A 13,889-nucleotide genomic window follows, 5' to 3' on the forward strand; every position below is an offset into this window, starting at 1 on the left:
GAAACTGGATGTCGAAACGAATTGACAGATCATGGGTCGTGTTTGCCAGCGTTGAGAACGACGAACACGACCGCTGTGTCGATATCTTCTCCAGGCCCGACAAATCGTTCGGCTATGAGGAATTCCGCAGGGACGTCGAGGATGGTGGCGCCTGGACGCCAACGGAATACTATTCCGGTGCGCGTTACGCTACGGCGGAACTCGCCTATGCTGCGGCGGAGAAATCCGTTGTCTGGCTGGCGGAAGTGCTGAGGGTCAGTCCGAAGCTTCGGCGCATCCCACCTTCCCACTAGACACAATTCCCCGACCACGGCACTTGACCCCGCGCTTTATTGTGCCGTATATAACCAAAAGGTTAGATAACCACTTGGTTTGATAAGAATGGCAACCGACGCACTCAGCCTGACCTTGGCCGCACTGGCCGATCCGACGCGGCGCGCCATCCTGGCACGGCTGTCGCTTGGCGAGGCTTCGGTGACCGAGTTGGCCGAACCCTTCGCCATGAGCGGTCCGGCGGTGTCGAAGCATCTCAAGGTGCTGGAGCGCGCCGGTCTGGTGGCGCGCGGCCGCGATGCGCAATTCAGGCCGCGCCGCCTGCAGCCGGAGCCGTTGCGCGAGATCGATGCATGGCTGGAATCCTATCGCGTGCTGTGGGACGGGCGGTTCGATCGGCTCGAAACCTATCTGCAGGCTTTGCAAAAGGGAGATCCCGACGGCAGCCGCAGCTGAAGGGGTGGAATCACTGGGGGAGAACGTGACAGATCAGTCGATAGAAGTTCCGTCCGACGATCCGGCGATCATCATCGCCAGGACCTTTGAAGCGCCGCGCGCCCTGATGTTCAAACTGTTCACCGATCCCTACCATCTGGTGCGGTTCTGGGGACCGGAAGGATCGACCTATCCGGTCTGCGAGATGGATGTGCGGCCCGGCGGCGAATGGCGGCTGACCATGCGCTTCGCGGACGGCAGCGAATATCCGACCAACAGCGTCTATCTCGAGATCACACCGCCGGAGCGGATCGTCTACCGGGATGCGCCGCTCGACCGCAGCCAATGGCAGGATAGCCTGGCACCGGCCCAGATGGTGACCACCATCCAGTTCGAGGATGTCGGCGGCAAGACGCGTATCGTGGCAACCGTTCGCGCCAATTCGATCGATGCGCGCGACATGGCGGTCAAGATGGGCTTTGGCCAGATGGTCATGGCGAGTTACGCCCGCCTCGAGACCTATCTCACCACGCTTTGAACGAACACAGGTCCCGGCAAGGCAACGCGTCGCGCGTCGATTGCCGGGCATCAAAAAAGTATCCGCGGCGTGTCGGGTCAGCGCCTCGCCGCGCGTCCTTGGATCGACCTTCACGAAGAAGGTCGGCGCCCAACTGAAACACTGAGGGAAGAGCAATGACCATTTCTGAAACCGCGCCCGTCTCGTCGGGCGCTCTGTGGACCGGCCGCGTGCTCAGCGGCGTCATCATCCTGTTCATGATCTTCGACGGCGCCATCAAGCTGCCGCCGCTCGACATCGTCACGCAAACCATGGTGCAGCTCGGCTGGCCGGCCGATCCGAACGTCGCGCGCATGCTCGGCATCATCGGCCTGGTCTCGACGGCGCTCTACGCATGGCCACGCACCTCGGTGCTCGGCGCCATCCTGCTCACCGCCTATATGGGCGGCGCCATCGCCACCAAGGTGCGCCTCGACAGCCCGCTATTCTCGCACACGCTGTTCGGGGTCTATCTCGGTATCATCCTGTGGGCCGGCCTGTATCTGCGCGATCCCAGGCTGCGCGCGCTGATCCCGTTCGGCCGTTAAGCGCGAAGGAGAGAAGAATGTTCAGCACAATCCTTATCGTCCTCGTCATCATCATTGCCGCCGTCCTTATCTACGCGGCGACGCGGCCGAATGATTTTGTCACCACCCGAACGGCCGGCATCAAGGCGCCGCCGGAAGCGATCTTCCCGCTGATCAACGATTTCAGCCGCTGGCCCGAGTGGTCGCCTTACGAAAAGCTCGACCCTGATATGAAGCGCGCCCTCTCCGGTGCGGCAAGCGGCAAGGGCGCCGCCTATGCCTGGGAAGGCAACGGCAAGGCCGGCATAGGGCGCATGGAGATCGTCAATTCGGTGCCGTCCTCGCTGGTCGCGCTCAAGCTCGATTTCGAGAAACCGTTCAGGGCCAACAACAGCGTCGACTTCACCTTGACGCCGTCTGGCGACACCACCGCCGTCACCTGGGCGATGCGCGGCAGCCGGCCCTTCATCGCCAAGCTGATGGGCCTGTTCATGAATTTCGACACGCTGATCGGTCGGGATTTCGAGGTCGGCCTCGCCAATCTCAAGCGCAGCACCGAAGCATGACCGGCCAGGACCTGTCCGCCGAGCGCCTTAATGGCCGGTCAAATCATGGGATGGTGAAGGGTGCCGAGTCCGAAACCGTTCCGTCGATGATCAGGTCGACACGATAGGTGCCAACCGGCCACCCGGCCGTGGGTTTGCTGAGCTGCGAATCCGCCTGGGTGTTCTCTCCGACATGGAGGTCAACCTTGTCGATCGTATAGTTGGCTGGCGCAACGCCATGGGAATCGATCGAAACCCACGAGAATGTGATCGTCGACGTGGCCGGAATGTCCACCAGGTCGGCCGATAAATAGATGACCGGCGTGTCCGCGGGGAATGCGTTCTGGGGTTCGCCGCCCTTCGTCGCGGAAAGTACGATGTTGGCGAAACCGGCCGCCTGGGCCGGCATGCCAAGGGTCAAGGCCAAAAAGGCCGCGATCGCTAAAGCCAGAACTGATTTCAAGACGCACACTCCCCAAACTGTATCGGCAGGAGATCAACGTCGGAGTCTCCCGTCAACTGAAAAGGGGCGACCAGTAGGCCGCCCCCTGTATTCCTTCGTTTATGCCGCTGCCCGCATCGGAAAGTCGGGCGGGAGTCGCGTCGCCGCAGGGATGTCGGGAAACAGCTTTCCCGACATCACGTCAGCAATCCGGCCAAAGTTGAGGCCGGGATAATAACCCGAAATCCACGAGTACGGAATGTCCAGGTGGCGGGCCAACTTAATCACCGGGACCATATCCGGTGTTACCTTGCGGTCCTGCATTGCCTTTCCTTTCGAAAAGGTTGCGACCGAATGAACAGTTGACGCTGATTCAAGGATGAATCATTGTCGCTCCGCTGAGTGATCTGTTATTCGGTCACTGTTCGAACCCGGACCTATTCCGGGTCCGTTGTGGAGCCGAGGCATTTGCGCCGCGGCCCCTACCGCCCAGCGGCGGCTGCTGAAACTGACCAGGTCGGCAAACCTCGTCAGATCAGGAAGCGGGCGTCATATGGGTTCCATCGCATCTCCAATGCTCCGAATCGTCGGGATTCTCTCCCGGCGGCTCGGAGCATATTGAAAACCGACCGCTTGACAAGCGCATTCTGAGTTAGCTCCTGACTTTATTCTGTTGATTATTCTATCTGCTCGTGAGAATAATCGACCAATAGAGGAGAACGCTCATGGCGAAGGTTCGAAGCCCCAACTACCCCCTTGTCGATTTGGCCGGAGCACTGGTCATGGCGCGGAAGCTCTATGACAAGGACGGTCGAAACAGGGTCTCCAAATCGGCGCTAGCGTCTCACCTAGGGCATGAAAGCCTAAGTGGCCCCGCATTAGGAAAGATCGGCGCTTTACGCGCCTACGGCCTTGTCGATGGCACTGGCGATGAGAACCGGATCACTGAGGACGCGATCACCGCGCTAATGGCTCCGGAGGATTCCCTAGATAGAGTGGATGCGCTACGCCGGATGGCATTGCAACCAAGCCTTTTCCGGGAAATTGCCAAGGAATTTCCAACGCCCCCCAGTGATAGCAATCTCCGTTATTGGCTCGCTAAACGGGGGTATTCGCCGGATGGCGCAGCGAAAGCAGCAAAGACCTATCTCACGACAATCACGCTTGCGACCCTTCATGAGAAGGGGTATCCTCACCCGCCAACCTCCACGGAGGATGAGACGATGCAAGCTCCGGAGCCGTCACGTCCGACTCAACGGCGTGCCGAGACAAGAGAACAGCCGCCACTCAAACCGGGGATGCGGCAGGAAATCATCGCACTGGACGAGGGGGACGTGACCATCACATTCCCTGTAAATTTGTCGGCGGATAGTTTTGGGGATCTAGAGGATCACTTGAAGCTCTTTATTCGAAGGATGCAGCGTCGCGCGAACGCAAAAATTCTCGGCTTCGACGAGGGTCAAGACCAGCACTAGGCATTGCGGCGCTGCCAGTAGTCGCACCACTGGACCGAGTTCGGCGCAACACCACTGCACTGACGACCATCGCGTACTGAGTGCCGTTTGCCCGCGCCGACGCGGCCGCATCAGCACCACGACACCTGTCCGTGGCGTCAGCACATCGCAACAGCGTTTCGGCAAGGCCGCCGGACAGGATTTCTTCCGCGACTGGCGCTTCGCTCATCCGCTCCATCAAGCTGAAAGCCGCTATGGCATTGCCGCACAATAGCAAAACGGCGGGCACAGGCCCGCCGTTTTGTCGATGCGATGAAGCAATATTTATTCGGCGGTGGCGGCTTCTGCCTCGGCCGGGGCGGCAGTGGCGGCCGCAACGGCGGCGGCAGCGTCTTCCTGCGCCTTCTTCAGAAGCGAGGCGCGTTCCTGCGCCTTCTTGCCCGGCTCGGCCTTCTTCGGGTTGGAACGGGCGTCGCGCTTGGCAATGCCGGCCTCGTCGAGGAAGCGCAGCACGCGGTCGGTCGGCTGGGCGCCGTGCGACAGCCAATGCTTGACGCGGTCGGCGTCAACCTTGACGCGCTCGCCGTCCTTGGGCAGCAGCGGGTTCCACGAGCCGAGCGACTCGATGAAACGGCCGTCGCGGGGCGAACGGGCGTCGGCAACGACGACGTGATAGTAAGGACGCTTCTTCGAGCCCGCGCGGGCCAGTCGGATCTTCAGTGCCATTTCTTTTCTCCTAAAAACTCTGATTTCGTTGATCGGTTTGGCTGGGGTTTCAGCCGGTTTTCGTCACGCCGTTGGCAGCGGCGATCTGTTCGTGGTGCCGGATCACTTCGCGGACGACGAAGTTGAGGAATTTCTCCGCGAAATCCGGGTCGAGATGGGCGTCATTCGCCAGCTGGCGAAGACGGGTGATCTGCTGCTGCTCGCGCGCCGGGTCGGCCGGCGGCAAGCCATGCTCGGCCTTCAGGACGCCGACCGCCTTGGTGCAGCGGAAGCGCTCGGCCAGCATATGGATGAGGGCGGCGTCGATGTTGTCGATCGAGGCGCGGTAACCGGCCAGGATGGTACGTGCGTCGGCCATGTCTTTTTCTTCGTTCATCGCGTCCTCACTTCTTCTTGCCAAGGCCTGGCAGGCCGCCACCACCGAGACCGGGAAGCCCCGGAAGTTTCATGCCGCCAGGCAGGCCTGGCAGCCCACCACCGCCGGGAAGTCCACCGGGCAGGCCCTTCATGCCGCCGAGGCCGGCGGCCTGCGCCTGCTTCTGCAAGGCTTCGAGCTGCTTGGGATCCATCTTGGAGAGGTCAGGCATGCCGGCTCCCATGCCGCCAGGCATCATGCCGCCGAGGCCCATCTTGGAGGCAAGGCCGCCCATCATGCCGCGCATGAGGCCGCCGCCTTTGCCCTTGCCACCCATCGCCTTCATCATGTCGGCCATGCCGCGATGCATTTTCAGCAGCTTGTTGATTTCGGCCGCATCGGTGCCGGAGCCGGCGGCAATGCGCTTCTTGCGTGAATGCTTGAGAACATCAGGGTTGGCGCGCTCGGCTTTGGTCATCGACGAGATGATGGCGAGCTGGCGGCCGAACATCTTGTCGTCGAGACCGGCGGCGGCCATTTGGTCCTTCATCTTGCCCATGCCGGGCATCATGCCCATGATGCCGCCCATGCCGCCCATTTTCGACATCTGCTGAAGCTGCTGGGCGAGGTCGTTCAGGTCGAACTTGCCCGACTGCATCTTCTTGGCCATCGCCGCCGCCTGCTCGGCGTCGATGTTCTCGGCGGCCTTTTCGACCAGCGAAACGATGTCGCCCATGCCAAGAATGCGGTCGGCGATGCGCTTGGGGTGGAATTCCTCCAGCCCATCCATCTTTTCGCCGGTGCCGATCAGCTTGATCGGCTTGCCGGTGACGGCACGCATCGAAAGCGCCGCACCGCCGCGACCGTCGCCGTCCATGCGGGTCAGCACAAGGCCGGTGATGCCGACACGTTCGTCGAAGCTTTTGGCCAGGTTGACGGCATCCTGGCCGGTCAGCGAATCCGCGACCAGCAGGATCTCGTGCGGCGACGACACCTTCTTGATGTCGGCCATCTCGACCATCAGCGGCTCGTCGATATGGGTGCGGCCGGCGGTGTCGAGGATGACGACGTCATGGCCGCCGAGCTTGGCCGCCTGCACGGCGCGTTTGGCGATATCGACCGGGTTCTGCCCAGCAATGATCGGCAGAGTGGCGACCTTGACCTGCTCGCCGAGCTGGCGCAGCTGCTCCTGCGCGGCGGGACGCCGCGTATCGAGCGAGGCCATCAGGACCTTCTTGTTCTGACGCTCGGTCAGCCGCTTGGCGATCTTGGCCGAAGTCGTCGTCTTACCGGAGCCCTGCAGGCCGACCATCATGATGACGACGGGAGCCGGCGCATTGAGGTCGATGGCGACGCCCTCGGCGCCCAGCATGTCGACCAGCTCGTCATGAACGATCTTGACGACCATCTGTCCGGGCTTGATCGACTTCAGCACCGCGGCGCCGACGGCCTTTTCACGGACCTTGTCGGTGAAGGACCGCACCACTTCGAGCGCCACGTCGGCCTCGAGCAGCGCACGGCGCACCTCGCGCAGCGCCGCCGAGACGTCAGCCTCCGACAGCGCGCCGCGACCGGTGAGGCCGTTCAGGATCGAACCAAGACGTTCCTGTAGTGATTCAAACATTCTGTTTCCTTTTCCCTGGCGCCGGATGGTGCCCGAGAGGTAATGCGTTCGCGCCAAGTGTCCAAGTCTCGTGGCGAGCAAAAGCCAAAACCAAAAAGCACCCGGGGGCGCTCAGCGCTGCCGGGTGTTGGCCTCCAGGATCTGTTTACAGCACTCGGCCTCAAAGAGGCTTCGGCGTCCTGGTCGGCTTGCTCGGAGGGATACTCGTCGCGGAATTCGAGGCGTGTAGACAGGAAATCGACCGCAGAGTCAAGACGAGGGCCGTGCGGCAAGGCGTACGACCCATAGCCGAGGCTTGACGTCTATCAGACGAATTCCTCCCGGAAGGTCGCCTCCGGCTGCCAGTATCAGCTGGCCGGCTCGGCTGTGATCTTCACTCCGAGCGCCTTGGTGACACCCAGCAGTGTCGAAAGGCGTGGGTCGCCGTCGGGCCTCAGTGCCTTGTAGAGAGCTTCACGCGTGACGCCTGCTTCCTTTGCAACCGCGGTCATGCCGCGCGCCCGGGCAACGATGCCAAGCGCATTCGCGATATAGCTGGGGTCGCCGGTCGCAAAGGCGTCAGCGAGCAGCTCGGCCTGCCCCTCGGCGCTGCCAAGATGTTCGGCGGGATCAAAGGGAACAGTTCCGATTGCCATGATCATAGCTCCTTGGCCATCTGGATGGCCTTCTTGATGTCGCGACCCTGGCCGGACTTGTCGCCGCCGCAAAGCAGGATGATGACTTCATTGCCGCGCTTGACGAAATAGAGCCGGTATCCGGGCCCAAAATCCAACCGAAGTTCGCCGATACCATCGAAGTACTTCACGTCGCCCGTGAGGCCGGACTGGATACGGGCAATGCGGATCGCGATCTTTTCGACGGCCCGCTTGTCTTTCAGACTGTTGAGCCAGTCGCGAAAAGCTGTTGTTTGGCGAACCTCGATCACTTGTGAACTATAGTTCACATGGGCGATATGTCAAGCTTGTGTGAAAAATAGTTCACAGCCGGCCATCCTCTGGCCATCTGCCCGGCACGCTTACGGAAGCTCGGCCGTGACCTTCAGCGGCGAGCGGGGATGCAGCAGCAACGCGATCGTCAGCAGGCTGCAGGCGACGCCGATAAGCGCGATCAGAATGGCGTCCGACATCATCCAGCCGGGGCCTTCGAGCGGTTTCGCGGTGAACAAAGCGAAGGAGTTGTAGCTCTCCTGGTGCGAGATCAGCAGGAAGCCGGTCAGATTGTTGCCGAGGTGGGCGCCAAGTGCGGCACCGAGATTGCCGGTGGCGTAGACCACGAGTGTCAGCAGCAGCGCGAAAGCGGCGATCGAGACCAGCACGCAGGCGTTGATGGCGGGCGACGAAGCGCTGCTCCAGTGCAGCGAGGTGAACAGCAGGCCGGGCAGCAGCGCCCAGATCAGCGGGCTCCTGAACCGGTTGGCCAGGCCGCGCAGGAGGTAACCGCGAAACAGCACCTCTTCCGACGACGTCTGCAGCAGAGTGAGCGCGACGATCGGGATCGCGAACAGCAGCCAGGACGACAGGCTGATCGTACCGCGCGAAATCCCTGGCTGCAGGAGGTAGAGCAGGATTTCGGAGATCAGCGAGGTGATCAGCACCGCGACCAGCCCCTTGAGGAAGTCCGGCCGCGATGCGCGGCGGCTGGCGCCGAGCAGTGCCGACAGCGGTTCGCCATGCACCCAGCGCATGGCCATCCACAGGCCAATCCAGATGCCGGCGAAGGAGGCGAGCGCGCTGAGTATGCCGATCGGCGAGGCGAGGAAACCCTGCATCACGCCATCGGCCGGAGGAGCCGCTGCTGCCTGCCAGGCGAAGTAAACATAGGTGCCGCCGAACAGCACGGCCGCGGTGGTGGCGCCCCATAACAGGACGACGATCAGCGTTCCCAGGAACAGGCGCAGCAAGGTCGTTTTGGCATTCGGCGACCGCCGGTAGCGCTCGAAGGCATTGTCGTCGATCGTCACGCTGCTTCCCTTGCCTCGAATCCATCAGCGCGCCTGGGATTCGGCGCTGCCGGCAGGCTTATCCCGGTCTGGTCAACAGATCGTGCACGAAGGCGAGCTTGCCCGCCGTGATGTCCGAAATGACGAAGGGATAGAGGTCGGGAAGGCCCATGCAGCGGTTGATCGAGTTGGAGGCTTCCGACAGCACCAGCCAGCGGGCAAGGATTTTTTCGAAGGGCTCGGGCGTGTTGGGCGGCTCCGAAGGTGCCGCCTGCAGCCCGCCGCCGGTGTCGCCTTGCGGCAAATCCTTCGCGTCGACCGTCTCCAGCCGGCCGAGCGGGAAGTTCAAGGCATAAACCATCTCCAGTGTGTCGGTGATGTGCAGGTGGTGGGCCCAGGTTTCCGCCCAGTCCTCCCATGGGTGCGAGGTGGCGTAGGCCGAGATATGGCCTTGCTGCCAGTCCGGCGGCGCGCCGTTGGCATAATAATCCTTCAGCGCCTGTTCGTAATCGGCGCGGTCGTCGCCAAACAGCGCGCGGAAGGCCGAAAGCCTGTCCGGATTGTCACGGATCAGGCGGTCCCAGTAATAATGGCCAAGCTCATGGCGGAAATGGCCGAGCAGCGTGCGATAGTTCTCGCCCATCTCGACGCGGCGCTTCTCGCGCTCGGCCGAGTCAGCTTCGGCGACGTTGAGGGTGATCAGGCCATTGTCATGGCCGGTCAGGATGCGCTCGCCGCCAGGCCCGCCGCCGATCGGATCGGCGAGGAAGTCGAAGGCGAGGCCGACCTCGTCCGTCGGGTTCTGCTTGGGCGCCACCGGCAGGCCGAAGGCGAGCAGCGAATAGATGGCCCGCTTCTTCGCCGCCTCGACACGGATCCAGCGGCGGCGGTTGCCGTCGACGGAGAGATCGGGGATCAGCTGGTTCAGCACGCAGGCGCGGCAAAAGGCGTGTCCGGGCTCGGCCATCCAGTTGCAGGCGCATTCATCGGCATTGGTACATTGGATGGCGCCGTCAACGCCAGACAAGGTAAAGCGGGCACGCTCGGGATCGTAGAGCACAAGGCTGGAGCAGCTCAGGCACTGGGCGTTTTCGAAGTAGAGACGATGGCCGCAATGCGGGCAGTCGAAGAGTTTCATGTCGGTCTCAATTCACCAGAAGAGGCACAGCGCGTATGCGGCCCGTGCCCAAACGCGAGCCGCCGGCCAGCGTTCCGCATCGCATCGAGACTATTTCGCCGCAAGCTGGGCGGCGACCTGGCTGGCCACCGCTTCGCCCGACAGGCGCGCACCGCCACAGGTCTGTAGCCGTGGACCGGCGTGTCGCTCGCCGGCGTCGACGACATCAACGTCTTCCATGGCTATTTCGACCCCGCCACAATAATCACTTGATCGTAGGCAAATTCCCCGGCATTCGCCAGCATTGTACTGCGGACGGTGACAAACGTGCGTTTCGCTGGCAAATTCGCAGATGGGACGTGAATCAGGCAACCAGGAGAACAACATGGCATTTCTTGCCAAGGGTAGGATTTTAGCGGCAGCGGTGGTGGCTGTGCTTGGGCTGGCGACGGGTGCACAGGCGGCGGCCAGTTGCGGCAGCACCGGTGCAGGCTTCGAGGCCTGGAAGCCGGGGTTCGCCGCGCAGGCCAAGTCTGAAGGTGTGGGCGCCAAGGGCCTGGCCGCTTTGGCCGGCGCCACTTACGCGACAAAGACGATCTCCGTCGACCGCGGCATTCACAAGGCTTTCAGCGGTTCGGTGGACGCCTTCATGAAGCGCCGTGGCGGGGCGGCGATCATTTCCAAGGGCCGTGTGCTGAAGAAGTCGAACGCGGCGCTGTTCAGCCAGATCGAAAGCACCTATGGCGTGTCGCCAGGCGTGTTGCTGGCCATCTGGGGCATGGAGACGGGCTTTGGTTCGTCCATGGGCAACCAGAATACGGTCTCCGCCATTGTGACGCTTGCCTATGATTGCCGCCGGCCGGAGTTCTTTCATCCGCATGCCATCGCGGCCCTCAAGCTGGTTGATCGCGGCGCCTTGAGCGCCTCGTCGGTCGGCGCCGCGCATGGCGAGATCGGCCATACGCAGTTCCTGCCCGGGAACGTCTTGAAGTATGGCGTGGGCAGCGGAAACCTGCGCGACAAGGCAACTGCCCTGGCTTCGACGGCCAATTTCCTGAAGGGCCATGGTTGGCGGCGGGGCGCGAGCGCGGCGTCCAATATCGGCGCAATTGCCGGCTGGAATGACGCAAACGTCTACCAGCAGGCCATCGTGCAGATCGCCACGGCGATCGATGGCGACTGATTGAAAGCTCTGTTCGACAGGAAGCCCGGCCATGCGCCGGGCTTTTTTGTTGATAAGAGCCATCACGTCGCTACACTCTTGCTTTGCCCGTGGATGACGAAGCGACGTCTATTTCGCGTCAAGAACGAAGGAACAGCCGGCCAGTGTCTTGCCGGGGTGGGTATCGACGTTCGAGACATTGAGCTTGATGCGCATGGCAAGACTCACATCACCGACATCCTCGGTGCTCTCGGCCACGACTTTTTTGCCCAGGAATTTGTCCGGCGCGGAAATCGCCGGGATGACGCCGAGCGTCCAAGCGGGGTCAGCCTCGGAAAAATCGTCGAAAACGGCCATCGGTCCGGTGGCGGTAAAGACGACGGATGCCGTTTCGCGCCCGAACACATGAAGCGGCGCCGGCAATTCATATTGCTTGAGGAAAAAATTGCCGGCGGGAATCTCCTTCCAGCTGAGTCGTGCGGGCGCATCGGGCTGGCCGCCCAGCCAAAGCGCAAAACCGTTATAGGTTGGCACGTCAGCCCTGCATTCGATCAGCTCGGCAAAGGCTAGCGACGCGGGAGCATAGTCATTGGCTTTGGCAACAGCAAAACTCGCCAGGACGGCCACGTGGGCAGGAGGCCGATTCTAGGAATGCCTGGGCACACCACTCTCAATAATGCGCGTAGCCGCTTAACGGGCATTTCTGGGAAACGGGAACCTGAAAAGGGCCGTCAATCCCGCTGCAGTTACGGTATTTGAGCGACCGCGGCGCCGGGGCTTGCGTGACCCTAGCGGGCTTTGGCTTGCCCTTGAGGACCATCCAGATTTCGGTTGGCTGGTCGAGCTGCAGGCTGTTTATGTCGGAATAGCTGATCCGCCCGCTGCGTATCCCATCGGCAATGCGCTGGCAAAACAGGGCGGGCACGCGCTCCTGCGAGACGCCCATGAACAAAGCCATGTCATGCTTGAACGTAGAGTCCCGTGTACGGACGGAGGTGACGCATTCGTCCATATCCGCCTTGGGGTCGCGCTTGGCGCCGGCCTGCGAGGACTGGCATACCGCCAAGACGAAGACCGTCGCAAGCAGAAGAGAGATACCGTTCTTCACTGTCAAACCCTCTGAAACCCGTAAATGAACTTAGATGAAGTCACTAAAAGGTCAAACAGGAACCGAGTACAGGCAGCTTCATTCTATTTATATTAGAGATATTGAATATAAACCCAACGTCTCCGTCGGGTTTCCTGGGGGTGGATTGGCAGAACGCCAGACCGCTGTTTGAAAATCAACCCTTCCGGTTGCGCGCGGCAAGCGTGCGCAGCCTGAGCGCGTTGAGGCGGATGAAGCCGGAGGCGTCCTTCTGGTCGTAGGCGCCGCGGTCATCCTCGAAGGTGACAAGCGCGTCGGAATAGAGCGTCTTCTTCGACTTGCGGCCGGTGACGATGACATTGCCCTTGTAGAGCTTGAGCCGCACCGTGCCTTCGACGTCTTCCTGGCTCTTGTCGATCATCGCCTGCAGCATCAGCCGCTCGGGCGAGAACCAGAAGCCGTTGTAGATGAGTTCCGCATAGCGCGGCATGAACTCGTCCTTGAGGTGGCCGGCACCCCGGTCGAGAGTTATCGATTCGATGGCGCGGTGGGCAACGATCAGGATGGTGCCGCCGGGCGTCTCGTAGACGCCGCGCGACTTCATGCCGACGAAGCGGTTCTCGACAAGATCGAGCCGGCCGATGCCATTGTCGCGGCCGAGATCGTTGAGGGCTGCCAGCATGGTCGCCGGTGACAGCTTCTTGCCGTTGAGCGCGATCGGATCGCCCTTTAAAAATTCGATCTCGATCTCGGTGACCGTGTCAGGCGCATCCATTGGCGAAATGGTGCGCTGATGGACGAATTCCGGCGGCTCGATCCACGGATCCTCGAGCACCTTGCCCTCCGAGGAGGAATGCAGAAGGTTGGCGTCGACCGAGAACGGCGCCTCGCCCCGTTTGTCCTTGGCCACCGGGATCTGGTGCTGCTCGGCGAAATTGATCAGGTCCGTGCGCGACTTGAACGACCAGTCGCGCCATGGCGCGATGACCTTGATGTCGGGGTTGAGCGCATAGGCCGACAGCTCAAAACGAACCTGGTCGTTGCCCTTGCCGGTGGCGCCGTGCGCGATCGCATCGGCGCCGGTCTCCCTGGCGATCTCGACGAGGTGCTTGGAGATCAGCGGCCGCGCGATCGAGGTGCCGAGCAGGTAGGTGCCTTCGTAGACGGTGTTGGCGCGGAACATCGGGAACACGAAGTCGGAGACGAATTCCTCGCGCACATCGACGATGCGGATGTCCTTGATACCCATCATCTCGGCTTTCTGACGCGCCGGCTCCAGTTCGCCGCCCTGACCGAGGTCGGCGGTGAAGGTGACGACTTCAGCGCCGAGTTCGGTCTGCAGCCATTTCAGGATGATGGATGTGTCGAGGCCGCCAGAATAGGCGAGCACGACCTTCTTGACGTCTTTGGTCTTGGACATTTCTGCTCCGTCGATGGCGGACGCTTGAAGCCGGGCGTCACGGATTGTCGGAGCGCCTTTTAGCAGGAACGGCAAAGCGAGCAAGCATGCGCGGCACCAGACTGCTGATCCAGCGCGCTGCAGGCGGCGATGCGAGCTGGAGAACAACCTGCTGCAATCAACGGCTGCATTCGACTGGAGGATTTAAGCAAGTTTTCACGCCCTGTCGCTAAACGAGCAAGACAGAG

General features: G+C 61.8%; 20 protein-coding genes. 8 read left to right on the top strand and 12 right to left on the bottom strand.

From position 1 onward, the window contains the following. The first annotated feature begins 8 nt into the window (after window positions 1-8). From EB235_RS05445 to EB235_RS05465, 5 genes are all read left to right on the top strand, one after another. Window positions 9-293: a hypothetical protein gene (locus tag EB235_RS05445; RefSeq protein WP_027031974.1), complete on the top strand. Its 285-nt coding sequence runs from the start codon at window positions 9-11 to the stop codon at window positions 291-293. 88 nt (window positions 294-381) lie between these two features. Beyond that, window positions 382-729 carry an ArsR/SmtB family transcription factor gene (locus EB235_RS05450; RefSeq protein ID WP_027031973.1) on the top strand — a complete coding sequence of 116 codons (348 nt, stop codon included), beginning with the start codon at window positions 382-384 and terminating at the stop codon, window positions 727-729. Between the two features lie 25 nt (window positions 730-754). Then, window positions 755-1,246: an SRPBCC domain-containing protein gene (locus tag EB235_RS05455; RefSeq protein ID WP_051429719.1), complete on the top strand. Its 492-nt coding sequence runs from the start codon at window positions 755-757 to the stop codon at window positions 1,244-1,246. Window positions 1,247-1,401: 155 nt separating this feature from the next. Then, on the top strand, window positions 1,402-1,812 hold the full coding sequence (locus EB235_RS05460; protein ID WP_027031971.1) for a DoxX family protein: 411 nt from the start codon (window positions 1,402-1,404) through the stop codon (window positions 1,810-1,812). A 17-nt stretch (window positions 1,813-1,829) separates the two neighbouring features. Then, entirely contained in the window at window positions 1,830-2,357 is a 528-nt protein-coding gene (locus tag EB235_RS05465) for an SRPBCC family protein (protein ID WP_027031970.1), read from the top strand. Between the two features lie 43 nt (window positions 2,358-2,400). On the opposite strand, the gene EB235_RS05470 is transcribed toward EB235_RS05465, so the two are convergent. Together EB235_RS05470 and EB235_RS05475 are read right to left on the bottom strand one after the other, a co-directional pair. Continuing rightward, window positions 2,401-2,745 carry a hypothetical protein gene (locus tag EB235_RS05470; protein ID WP_245268860.1) on the bottom strand — a complete coding sequence of 115 codons (345 nt, stop codon included), beginning with the start codon at window positions 2,743-2,745 and terminating at the stop codon, window positions 2,401-2,403. Window positions 2,746-2,898: 153 nt separating this feature from the next. Beyond that, window positions 2,899-3,102 (bottom strand): hypothetical protein, encoded by a 204-nt coding sequence (locus EB235_RS05475; RefSeq protein WP_027031968.1) that lies wholly within the window; start codon window positions 3,100-3,102, stop codon window positions 2,899-2,901. Between the two features lie 401 nt (window positions 3,103-3,503). Between EB235_RS05475 and EB235_RS05480 the strand changes: the two genes are divergently transcribed. Next, on the top strand, window positions 3,504-4,253 hold the full coding sequence (locus tag EB235_RS05480) for a hypothetical protein (RefSeq protein ID WP_027031967.1): 750 nt from the start codon (window positions 3,504-3,506) through the stop codon (window positions 4,251-4,253). 303 nt (window positions 4,254-4,556) lie between these two features. Here the strand turns inward: EB235_RS05480 and rpsP are convergent, their stop codons facing one another. From rpsP to EB235_RS35085, 8 genes are all read right to left on the bottom strand, one after another. Further along, a complete protein-coding gene (gene rpsP / locus EB235_RS05485; RefSeq protein WP_027031966.1) occupies window positions 4,557-4,958 on the bottom strand; it encodes a 30S ribosomal protein S16 in 402 nt (133 codons plus the stop codon). 49 nt (window positions 4,959-5,007) lie between these two features. Next, window positions 5,008-5,334, bottom strand: a complete 327-nt coding sequence (locus tag EB235_RS05490) for a chorismate mutase (RefSeq protein ID WP_027031965.1) — start codon at window positions 5,332-5,334, stop codon at window positions 5,008-5,010. A 7-nt stretch (window positions 5,335-5,341) separates the two neighbouring features. Then, complete coding sequence (gene ffh, locus EB235_RS05495; RefSeq protein WP_027031964.1) at window positions 5,342-6,937, bottom strand: signal recognition particle protein; 1,596 nt, start codon at window positions 6,935-6,937, stop codon at window positions 5,342-5,344. 347 nt (window positions 6,938-7,284) lie between these two features. Further along, window positions 7,285-7,572, bottom strand: coding sequence for an addiction module antidote protein (locus EB235_RS05500; RefSeq protein ID WP_027031963.1), 288 nt, complete (start codon window positions 7,570-7,572; stop codon window positions 7,285-7,287). Between the two features lie 2 nt (window positions 7,573-7,574). Next, window positions 7,575-7,880 carry a type II toxin-antitoxin system RelE/ParE family toxin gene (locus EB235_RS05505; protein WP_432431165.1) on the bottom strand — a complete coding sequence of 102 codons (306 nt, stop codon included), beginning with the start codon at window positions 7,878-7,880 and terminating at the stop codon, window positions 7,575-7,577. 72 nt (window positions 7,881-7,952) lie between these two features. Then, window positions 7,953-8,897 carry a CPBP family intramembrane glutamic endopeptidase gene (locus EB235_RS05510; protein WP_027031961.1) on the bottom strand — a complete coding sequence of 315 codons (945 nt, stop codon included), beginning with the start codon at window positions 8,895-8,897 and terminating at the stop codon, window positions 7,953-7,955. A 58-nt stretch (window positions 8,898-8,955) separates the two neighbouring features. Then, window positions 8,956-10,014 (bottom strand): zinc-binding metallopeptidase family protein, encoded by a 1,059-nt coding sequence (locus tag EB235_RS05515; protein ID WP_027031960.1) that lies wholly within the window; start codon window positions 10,012-10,014, stop codon window positions 8,956-8,958. Between the two features lie 90 nt (window positions 10,015-10,104). Beyond that, window positions 10,105-10,233: a hypothetical protein gene (locus EB235_RS35085; RefSeq protein WP_280945048.1), complete on the bottom strand. Its 129-nt coding sequence runs from the start codon at window positions 10,231-10,233 to the stop codon at window positions 10,105-10,107. 145 nt (window positions 10,234-10,378) lie between these two features. Between EB235_RS35085 and EB235_RS05520 the strand changes: the two genes are divergently transcribed. Both EB235_RS05520 and EB235_RS05525 read left to right on the top strand, forming a co-directional pair. Next, entirely contained in the window at window positions 10,379-11,176 is a 798-nt protein-coding gene (locus tag EB235_RS05520) for a lytic murein transglycosylase (protein ID WP_027031959.1), read from the top strand. Continuing rightward, complete coding sequence (locus tag EB235_RS05525) at window positions 11,177-11,725, top strand: hypothetical protein (protein WP_155256436.1); 549 nt, start codon at window positions 11,177-11,179, stop codon at window positions 11,723-11,725. A gap of 100 nt (window positions 11,726-11,825) precedes the next feature. Here the strand turns inward: EB235_RS05525 and EB235_RS05530 are convergent, their stop codons facing one another. Both EB235_RS05530 and EB235_RS05535 read right to left on the bottom strand, forming a co-directional pair. Beyond that, window positions 11,826-12,263 (bottom strand): hypothetical protein, encoded by a 438-nt coding sequence (locus EB235_RS05530; protein WP_245268859.1) that lies wholly within the window; start codon window positions 12,261-12,263, stop codon window positions 11,826-11,828. A 175-nt stretch (window positions 12,264-12,438) separates the two neighbouring features. After that, window positions 12,439-13,662, bottom strand: a complete 1,224-nt coding sequence (locus EB235_RS05535; RefSeq protein ID WP_027031956.1) for an argininosuccinate synthase — start codon at window positions 13,660-13,662, stop codon at window positions 12,439-12,441. Window positions 13,663-13,889: the final 227 nt, after the last annotated feature.

The organism is Mesorhizobium loti R88b (assembly GCF_013170845.1).
Taxonomy (GTDB): Bacteria; Pseudomonadota; Alphaproteobacteria; order Rhizobiales; family Rhizobiaceae; genus Mesorhizobium; species Mesorhizobium loti_B.

Excerpts from the sequence above, each read along its gene's own strand:
- EB235_RS05445 (WP_027031974.1), top strand. The coding sequence starts at position 9 with ATGTCGAAACGAATTGACAGATCATGGGTCGTGTTTGCCAGCGTTGAG.
- EB235_RS05450 (WP_027031973.1), top strand. The coding sequence starts at position 382 with ATGGCAACCGACGCACTCAGCCTGACCTTGGCCGCACTGGCCGATCCG.
- EB235_RS05460 (WP_027031971.1), top strand. The coding sequence starts at position 1,402 with ATGACCATTTCTGAAACCGCGCCCGTCTCGTCGGGCGCTCTGTGGACC.
- EB235_RS05465 (WP_027031970.1), top strand. The coding sequence starts at position 1,830 with ATGTTCAGCACAATCCTTATCGTCCTCGTCATCATCATTGCCGCCGTC.
- EB235_RS05470 (WP_245268860.1), bottom strand. The coding sequence starts at position 2,745 with ATGCCGGCCCAGGCGGCCGGTTTCGCCAACATCGTACTTTCCGCGACG.
- EB235_RS05475 (WP_027031968.1), bottom strand. The coding sequence starts at position 3,102 with ATGCAGGACCGCAAGGTAACACCGGATATGGTCCCGGTGATTAAGTTG.
- EB235_RS05480 (WP_027031967.1), top strand. The coding sequence starts at position 3,504 with ATGGCGAAGGTTCGAAGCCCCAACTACCCCCTTGTCGATTTGGCCGGA.
- rpsP (WP_027031966.1), bottom strand. The coding sequence starts at position 4,958 with ATGGCACTGAAGATCCGACTGGCCCGCGCGGGCTCGAAGAAGCGTCCT.
- EB235_RS05490 (WP_027031965.1), bottom strand. The coding sequence starts at position 5,334 with ATGAACGAAGAAAAAGACATGGCCGACGCACGTACCATCCTGGCCGGT.
- ffh (WP_027031964.1), bottom strand. The coding sequence starts at position 6,937 with ATGTTTGAATCACTACAGGAACGTCTTGGTTCGATCCTGAACGGCCTC.
- EB235_RS05500 (WP_027031963.1), bottom strand. The coding sequence starts at position 7,572 with ATGGCAATCGGAACTGTTCCCTTTGATCCCGCCGAACATCTTGGCAGC.
- EB235_RS05515 (WP_027031960.1), bottom strand. The coding sequence starts at position 10,014 with ATGAAACTCTTCGACTGCCCGCATTGCGGCCATCGTCTCTACTTCGAA.
- EB235_RS35085 (WP_280945048.1), bottom strand. The coding sequence starts at position 10,233 with ATGGAAGACGTTGATGTCGTCGACGCCGGCGAGCGACACGCCGGTCCA.
- EB235_RS05520 (WP_027031959.1), top strand. The coding sequence starts at position 10,379 with ATGGCATTTCTTGCCAAGGGTAGGATTTTAGCGGCAGCGGTGGTGGCT.
- EB235_RS05535 (WP_027031956.1), bottom strand. The coding sequence starts at position 13,662 with ATGTCCAAGACCAAAGACGTCAAGAAGGTCGTGCTCGCCTATTCTGGC.